The 8,512-nt window shown below is 71.9% G+C and carries 5 protein-coding genes; 4 read left to right on the top strand and 1 reads right to left on the bottom strand.

The genetic code is table 11. From position 1 onward, the window contains the following. Window positions 1-197: 197 nt before the first annotated feature. Complete coding sequence (locus J0670_RS22050) at window positions 198-995, top strand: HAD family phosphatase (protein WP_207813377.1); 798 nt, start codon at window positions 198-200, stop codon at window positions 993-995. Between the two features lie 350 nt (window positions 996-1,345). Here J0670_RS22050 and J0670_RS22055 read toward each other — a convergent pair whose 3' ends face one another. Beyond that, a complete protein-coding gene (locus tag J0670_RS22055; protein ID WP_207813373.1) occupies window positions 1,346-2,236 on the bottom strand; it encodes an oxidoreductase in 891 nt (296 codons plus the stop codon). Between the two features lie 219 nt (window positions 2,237-2,455). Between J0670_RS22055 and J0670_RS22060 the strand changes: the two genes are divergently transcribed. The 3 genes from J0670_RS22060 to acs all read left to right on the top strand — a co-directional run bounded on the left by J0670_RS22060 (window position 2,456) and on the right by acs (window position 8,476). Next, window positions 2,456-3,463, top strand: coding sequence for an ATP-binding protein (locus J0670_RS22060; protein WP_207813374.1), 1,008 nt, complete (start codon window positions 2,456-2,458; stop codon window positions 3,461-3,463). Between the two features lie 423 nt (window positions 3,464-3,886). Further along, window positions 3,887-6,280: a SulP family inorganic anion transporter gene (locus tag J0670_RS22065; protein WP_207813375.1), complete on the top strand. Its 2,394-nt coding sequence runs from the start codon at window positions 3,887-3,889 to the stop codon at window positions 6,278-6,280. 240 nt (window positions 6,281-6,520) lie between these two features. Continuing rightward, window positions 6,521-8,476 (top strand): acetate--CoA ligase, encoded by a 1,956-nt coding sequence (gene acs, locus J0670_RS22070; protein WP_207813376.1) that lies wholly within the window; start codon window positions 6,521-6,523, stop codon window positions 8,474-8,476. The last annotated feature ends 36 nt before the right edge of the window (window positions 8,477-8,512 follow it).

The raw sequence follows: 8,512 nt of genomic DNA on the forward strand, positions 1-8,512 counted from the left end.
CATGGTGTACCCGAGCGGCCAGAAACACAAACCCGCACGCCCGCGAGTACGCCGAATGGCGGGGTGTTTTGTGGCGCCCTCTATCCTCGGTTCCCGTGGACACCACCGAGAACGCCGACGACCACGCCGACGAGTCCCAGGGCGACACCACCGGGCCCGCGGAGCCGAGCACACCCGCCCGCCCCCGGCCGAGCGGACTGCGCACGGCCGCCTTCTTCGACCTCGACAAGACCATCATCGCCAAGTCGAGCGCGCTGGCCTTCAGCCGCCCGTTCTACCAGGGCGGTCTGATCAACCGTCGGGCCGTGCTGCGCAGCGCTTACGCCCAGTTCGTCTTCCTGGTCGGCGGCGCGGATCACGACCAGATGGAGAAGATGCGCGAGTACCTCTCCGCGCTCACCCGGGGCTGGAACGTCCAGCAGGTCCGCGAGATCGTCGCCGAGACCCTGCACAACCTGATCGATCCGATCATCTACGACGAGGCCGCCTCGCTGATCGAGCAGCACCACGCGGCGGGCCGGGACGTGGTGATCGTCAGCAGCTCCGGCTCCGAGGTGGTCGAGCCGATCGGCGCGCTGCTCGGTGCGGACCACGTGATCGCCACCCGGCTGAAGGTCGAGGACGGCTGCTACACCGGCGAGATCGAGTACTACGCCTACGCCGAGAACAAGGCCGCCGCCATCCGGGAGTTGGCCGAGTCGGAGGGCTACGACCTGGCCGAGTCCTACGCCTACAGCGACTCCTCGACCGACCTGCCGCTGCTGGAGGCGGTCGGCCACCCGTCGGCGGTGAACCCCGACCGCGCGCTGCGCAAGGAGGCGCAGGCCCGGGAGTGGCCGGTGCTGGTCTTCGACCGGCCGGTGCAACTTCGACGGCGACTGCCCGAGTTCTCCGCGCCGAACGGCTCGGTGCTGACCGCGGTGGCGGTGGGGACGGCGGCCGTGACCGCCGGGGCCATCTGGTACCTGGCCCGCAGGCGCCGTTCCACCGTCTGAGGCCCGAGGGCCGACGCCCTCAGCAAAACGGGCAAATCGGTACGGACTTCCCTTTTCGGGTTCCCCTTTCGGCCGAAACGCGATACAAATGAAGCACGGCCCGCGAGACCCGGTCAGGACCCGAAGAGGTCAAACCGACAACGCAGTTCAGGCCCCACGGACCGCGTGTACAGATAACCGAGCACCCACATGCAGCCGACCCGCTGTCGGGCCGCCGCACCAGACGAACGGGCAGGATCCCCGTCTGATCGGCACTTCCGGTGCATGCTTGGTCACCCGGTATCTGCACCAGCGGCGGCACCCGGCAGGATCAGGTGCCGCCGCATCTCCGTTCTCGCGGGCTTTGCCGCTCAGACCATCCCGCGCTGCATCGCCTCGCAGACCGCGGTGCTCTCGCGCACACCGAGCCGCAGCGCCCGGCCGCAGTGCGCGATCCAGGCCGCCATCCCCTCGGGCGTGCCCGCGAGGTAGCCCGCCAGGGCCCGCCGGTGGGCGTCGGTGCCCAGCTCCGCCAGGCCGACCTCGGCCGGGCAGATCGACTTCGGGTCGAGCCCCTCGGCGATCAGCACGATCCGCTGGGCGGCCCGCGCGATCAGCCCGTTGTGACTGCCGAACGGCCGCAGGGCGAGCAGCTCGCCGTACACCACCGAGGCGACCACCAGGGCGGGCGTCCCCACGCCCTGCCCCTCCGCCCTGGCCACCAGCAGTCGGGAGAGCTGGTCCAGCCGGGCCGCGACCTCCTCCGCGTCCGGAGCGGGCGGCAGCGCGGGCGACGGTCCGGCCACGGCGTCGCTCTCGACGCCCTCCACCGGCTCGAGCTCCAACGGAAACAGTTCCTCGGCCGCCTCCCCCGTGCGCCGGGGCCGGCCGGCGGCCGGGTCGGTGTCGCCCACGGCGAGCAGGTGCAGCCGGGCCAGCACCTGCAACGGCGAGTGCCGCCAGACGCTGAGCAGCTGACCGGCCTCGGCGGCGATTCGCAGCGCCGCGCCGACCGTCCGGGCCTCGGCGTCGGCGCTGAAGTCACTGCGCCGCCGGACCTCTTCCAGTGGCCAGTCGGCCCCGGCGAGGGCCGCCGAGGCGCGGGCGCCGCGCAGGGCGGACTCGGAGGTGACCTCGGCCGCGCGGCGGCGCATCACCCGGTGACCGTAGAGCCGGTCGACGGCCTTGCGCACCTCGGCCACCGCGTCGGGCACCCCGGGGAGCTGGGCCAGCGGGGCGAGGGGATCTGTTCCAGTGCTCACCTACCCGAGAGTAATGAACGGGCCTCCCCTCCCGGAACAGCAACCCCGCATCACCCGTTAGAGGCAATCCTCACTTCCCTCCCGCAGCGGGACCCGAACCACGGCTAGCATGGCCACTATCGGAGACGATAACGATTTCCAATTAGGCGTGCCGCGGCACGCTCACCCCTGAGCACGCGGCCCGCCCCCAGGGCCCAGAGCGAGAGCCGGAGCCCCCAGATGAAGATCGCCTTCGTCGGCAAGGGCGGCAGCGGGAAGACCACGCTGTCCGCACTGTTCATCCGCCACCTGGCCGCCATCGGCCGCCCGGTCATCGCCGTCGACGCCGACATCAACCAGCACCTCGGCCCCGCCCTAGGGCTGACGGATGCTCAGGCCGCCGAACTGCCCTCACTCGGCGCGCACCTGCCGGAGATCAAGGAGTACCTGCGCGGCGCCAACCCGCTGATCCGTTCGGCGGACGAGATGATCAAAACCACGCCGCCCGGCCGGGGTTCGCGCCTGCTGCGGATCGTCGAGGAGAACCCGGTCTACGCCGCCTGCGCCCGCCCGATCGCGCTGGACGAGGGCTCGGTCCGACTGCTGGCGACCGGCGCGTTCACCGAGGAGGACCTCGGGGTGGCCTGCTACCACTCCAAGGTCGGCGCGGTGGAACTGCTGCTCAACCACCTGCTGGACGGCCCGGACGAGTACCTGGTCACCGACATGACCGCAGGCTCCGACTCCTTCGCCTCCGGCCTCTTCACCCGCTTCGACCTGACCTTCCTGGTGGCCGAGCCGACCCGCAAGGGCGTCTCGGTCTACCGCCAGTACAAGGACTACGCCCGCGACTTCGGCGTCCAGCTGCGGGTGATCGGCAACAAGGTGCAGGGCCCGGACGACCTGGCGTTCCTGCGCCGCGAGGTCGGCGACGACCTGCTCACCACCTTCGGGCAGTCGGACTGGGTGCGCCGCCTGGAGCAGGGCGCCGAGCCCCCGCTGAAATCCCTGGAGCCGGCCAACCGGGCGGTGCTGGAGGGGCTGCGGGCCGAGGCCGAGGCCTCGTACGAGCTCCGGGACGCGCGCCGCTACACCGAGCAGGCGGCCCTCTTCCACCGGCGCAACGCGGAGAGCTGGGCCAACGCCAAGGTCGGCATCGACCTCGCGACCCAGGTGGACGAGGGCTTCGTGCTGGGCGAGTCCGCGCTCGACGCCGAGCGGACCGCCCCTGCCGGAGCCACCGCCTGACGCTCCGCCACGGGCCGGACGGGCCGCGGCCTCCCCTTCACCCGGGGAGGCCGCGGCCCGTCCGCCGTTCCGTCCCATGCCTGTCATCAGCGAATTCCCATCGGTTCGAGCACCACTCAATGGGGTGAACCAGGGGGTTTTCCGCTTCCCTCCCGCGACCGCGCCATGCAAAGCTCTCATTACCCTCGGTTTACCGAGTCTTGATGATCCGTCCCGACGGCGCCCGGCGAGACTCCCGCATCTCGCCCGGGCTCCCGGCGGGCCTGATGGTCAACGCCGGCCGGTGATACCCGCACTCCCCCGTCGCGCCCACACCATCCCGCCACACCGTCGCGACCACGACAGCCGATCCGCCCCGGGGCCCCGCCCCGGACCCATCGCCGGACCTGACTGCGTTCGTTCCCCCGGACAGACGGGAAGACAATGACCCTTGACATCTCAACCGCGCCCATCGCCTCCGACACCAATGACCACGCGCCGCCGGGCCTCGGCACCAGGGCCCGCTGGGCCCAGGACCTCTCCGCCTCCCTGGTGGTCTTCCTGATCGCCGTGCCGTTCTCCCTCGGCATCGCGCTCGCCACCGGCGCCCCGCTCACCGCCGGACTGGCCGCCGCGGCCGTGGGCGGCATCCTGGTCGGGCTGTTCGGCGGTACCCCGCTCCAGGTCAGCGGTCCCTCCGCCGCGCTGACCGTGGTCACTGCGGGGCTGATCACGCAGTACGGCTGGCAGGCCACCTGCGCCATCACCGCCGCCGCCGGACTGCTCCAACTCCTGCTCGGCGCACGCCGGGTGGCCCGGACGGCGCTCGCCGTCTCGCCCGCGATCGTGCACGGCATGCTGGCCGGAGTCGGGCTCGCCATCGCCATCGCGCAACTGCACGTCGTCCTCGGCGGCTCCCCGCAAAGCTCCGTGATCGCCAACCTCCTCGCCCTGCCGGGGCAGTTGGCCGGCGCGCACCCGCCCGCGCTGCTGGTCGGCGCGATGACCGTGGCGGTGCTGCTGGGCTGGTCCCGGATCGGCCGACTCCCGGGCCGTGCCGGCGAGTTCGGCGCCCGCCTGGCCAAGGTGCCCGGCCCGCTGGCCGCCGTGGCCGTCGCCACCACGCTCGCCGTCGCCATGGACCTGCGGCTCGCCCACATCGAACTGCCCACCTGGCAGCCGTACGGGATCGCGCCCGCGCTGCCCCACGGTGCGCCCACCGGGGTGATCGCCGCCGTCCTCACCGTCACCGCCGTGGCGAGCGTGGAGTCACTGCTGTCCGCCGTCGCGGTCGACCGGATGAGCCGGCGCACCGGCGACCTCGACCGCGAACTGCGCGGACAGGGCATCGCCAACATGGTCAGCGGTCTGGTCGGCGGGCTGCCGATCGCCGGCGGCGCCGTACGCAGCACCGCCAACGTGCGGGCCGGCGGGCAGAGCAGGTGGGCCTCGGTGCTGCACGGTGTGTGGGTGCTCGCCGCCGCGCTGGCGCTGACCGGCGGGCTGCGCCGGATCCCGCTGGCCGCGCTGGCCGCACTGGTGCTGGTGGTCGGGCTGCAGATGGTGAACTTCGCGCACATCCGCAACGTGCACCGGCACCGCGAGTTCCCCGTCTACCTGACCACCGTGCTCGCCGTGGTCGCCTTCGGCGTGCTGTGGGGTGTCGGGCTCGGCGCCGGCACCGCCGCACTGCTCGCGCTCTACCGGCTGACCCGCGCCCACGTGGACGTCGAGACCCGCCCCGATGGCTCGGTCACCGTCCAGACCCACGGGCCGCTCACCTTCGCCGCCGTCCCCCGGCTGAGCCGCGCGCTGGCCGGCATCCCCGCGGGCGCCGAGGTCGCCGTGGTGCACGACGGCTCCTTCCTGGACCACGCCGCGTACGAGACGCTGCACGACTGGCGGACCGGGCACCAGGCCACGGGCGGGCGGGTCTCGATGGTGACGCGCCGCCCGGACGACGAGGTGCTCGACCCCGACGGCACCGTCCGCGCGGGCAGCTCTCCGGGCCCGCACCGCTGCCGGGCCTGGACGCCCTGGGTCGGACACCACTGCATCGAGCAGCAAGAGGACCCGCACGGTCGGCTGCTGGACGGCGTCCGGGTGTTCCAGCAGCACACCGCCCCGCTGGTCAGGCCCGAACTCGCCCGGCTGGCCCGGGAGGGGCAGACGCCCTCGCAGCTCTTCCTGACCTGCGCGGACTCCCGGATGGTCACCAGCATGATCACCAACAGCGGTCCGGGCGACCTCTTCACCGTCCGCAACGTCGGCAACCTGGTGCCGGCCCCGTTCGAGCCCGGCGCGGCCGACGATTCGGTGGCCGCCGCGGTGCAGTACGCGGTCGAGGCGCTGGCGGTGCGCTCGATCACAGTCTGCGGCCACTCCGGCTGCGGCGCGATGAAGGCCCTGCTGGACGGCGTGCACGAGCACCCCGTGCCGCCCACCCCGCTGACGCGCTGGCTGCGCAACGGCCGCGGTTCGCTGGACCGGCTCCGACGGGCCCCGGCCGAATTCGCCGACCGGCCGGTGGTGGACCTCGCGGAGCAGCTCTGCATCACCAACGTCGTCCAGCAGCTGGACCAGCTGATGGCGAACCCGGCGGTGGAGCGGCGGGTCGAGGAGGGCACCCTGCGACTGGTGGGGATGTACTTCGACTTCGCCACCGCCCAGGCCTACGTCCTGGACCGCACCGCCGGGACGTTCAGCCCCGTCGAGGCCCGGTCCGTTGAGGCCCGGCCCGACGAAGCCCGGCCCGTCGAGGCATCGGCCGAACGGGTGAGAAAGGACGGCCAGGTTCCGGTCCGCGACGGTGAGGAGGACCCGCAGCTGGCCGCCTGAGAGCCGGGTCCGTGTCCCCGCCGGGCGGGCCGGGGCACGGGCCCACCAACCGCCGGGCGGCCTTCCACCTCACGTGGTGGGTCGCCCGGCGGCCGTTCACTCCTCGGTCAAAGGTCTACACCAATTCGCAAGAGGCTCTTGTCAACTGCCCCGTTCGCCTGGTGAGCTGTGCGCTGGGACACACGGGACAATCCCCACGCACGGGATCGCCCCCGATCATGACTCGATGAGGAGTGCGCGTTGAGCAACGAGAGCCTGGCCAACCTGCTCAAGGAGGAGCGGCGCTTCGCCCCGCCGGCAGAGCTCGCCGCAGCCGCCAACGTCACCGCTGCCGCGTACGCTCAGGCCTCCGAGGACCGTCTGGGCTTCTGGGCCGAGCAGGCCCGACGGCTGAGCTGGGCCGTCGAGCCGACCGAGACGCTCGACTGGTCCAACCCGCCCTTCGCCAAGTGGTTCGCCGACGGCAAGCTCAACGTGGCCTACAACTGCGTCGACCGCCACGTCGAGAACGGCCTCGGCGACCGGGTCGCCATCCACTTCGAGGGCGAGCCCGGCGACAGCCGCTCGATCACCTACGCCCAGCTCAAGGACGAGGTCTCGCAGGCCGCCAACGCGCTGCTGGAGCTCGGCGTCCGCAAGGGTGACCGGGTCGCGGTCTACCTGCCGATGATCGCCGAGGCGGTCGTCGCGATCCTCGCCTGCGCCCGGATCGGCGCCACCCACTCGGTGGTCTTCGGCGGCTTCTCCGCCGACGCCGTCGCCTCCCGCATCCAGGACGCCCAGGCCAAGCTCGTCATCACCGCCGACGGTGGCTACCGCCGTGGCAAGCCCTCGGCCCTCAAGCCGGCCATCGACGAGGCGCTCACCAAGGTCGACGGGGTCGAGCACGTCCTGGTGATCCGCCGCACCGAGCAGGAGATCGCCTGGACCGAGGGCCGCGACGTCTGGTGGCACGAGATCACCGCGCGCCAGTCCACCGAGCACACCCCCGAGGCGCACGACGCCGAGCACCCGCTCTTCATCCTGTACACCTCGGGCACCACCGGTAAGCCCAAGGGTATCCTGCACACCTCGGGCGGCTACCTCACCCAGGTCAGCTACTCCCACCACGCGGTCTTCGACCTCAAGCCGGAGACCGACGTCTACTGGTGCACCGCCGACATCGGCTGGGTCACCGGCCACTCGTACATCGTCTACGGCCCGCTCTCCAACGGCGCCACCCAGGTCATCTACGAGGGCACCCCGGACACCCCGCACCAGGGCCGGTTCTGGGAGATCGTCCAGAAGTACGGCGTCACGATCCTCTACACCGCGCCGACCGCGATTCGCACGTTCATGAAGTGGGGCGACGACATCCCCGCGAAGTTCGACCTGTCCTCGCTGCGGGTGCTGGGCAGCGTCGGCGAGCCGATCAACCCCGAGGCCTGGATCTGGTACCGCGAGCACATCGGCGCCAACAAGTGCCCGATCGTGGACACCTGGTGGCAGACCGAGACCGGCGCCATCATGATCAGCCCGCTGCCGGGCGTCACCGAGACCAAGCCGGGCTCGGCCCAGCGCGCCCTGCCGGGCATCTCGGCCACCGTGGTGGACGACGAGGCCAACGAGGTCCCGAACGGCTCCGGCGGCTACCTGGTGCTCACCGAGCCGTGGCCGTCCATGCTCCGCACCATCTGGGGCGACGACCAGCGCTACATCGACACCTACTGGTCGCGCTTCGAGGGCCGCTACTTCGCCGGTGACGGCGCCAAGAAGGACGAGGACGGCGACATCTGGCTGCTCGGCCGGGTCGACGACGTCATGCTGGTCTCCGGCCACAACATCTCCACCACCGAGGTCGAGTCGGCCCTGGTCGGCCACCCGTCCGTGGCCGAGTCCGCCGTGGTCGGTGCCGCCGACGCCACCACCGGCCAGGCCATCGTCGCCTTCGTGATCCTGCGCGGCGGCGTCACCGAGAGCCCCGAGCTGGTCGACGAGCTGCGGGCGCACGTCGGCCGCACGCTCGGCCCGATCGCCAAGCCGAAGCAGATCAAGGTGGTCGGCGAGCTGCCGAAGACCCGCTCCGGCAAGATCATGCGCCGCCTGCTGCGCGACATCGCCGAGGGCCGCGAGGTCGGTGACACCACCACCCTCGCCGACAGCACGGTGATGAGCCAGATCCAGGCGCAGCTGCCGTCGTCCGACGACAAGAGCTGAGAGCGCTCACGGCTGGGCACACCGACAACTGAGCAC

The organism is Streptomyces sp. FH025 (assembly GCF_017427025.1).
Taxonomy (GTDB): domain Bacteria; phylum Actinomycetota; class Actinomycetes; order Streptomycetales; family Streptomycetaceae; genus Kitasatospora.

Bases quoted from the DNA above. Each gene is read 5' to 3' on its own strand.
- J0670_RS22060 (WP_207813374.1), top strand. From the start codon at position 2,456: ATGAAGATCGCCTTCGTCGGCAAGGGCGGCAGCGGGAAGACCACGCTG.
- J0670_RS22065 (WP_207813375.1), top strand. From the start codon at position 3,887: ATGACCCTTGACATCTCAACCGCGCCCATCGCCTCCGACACCAATGAC.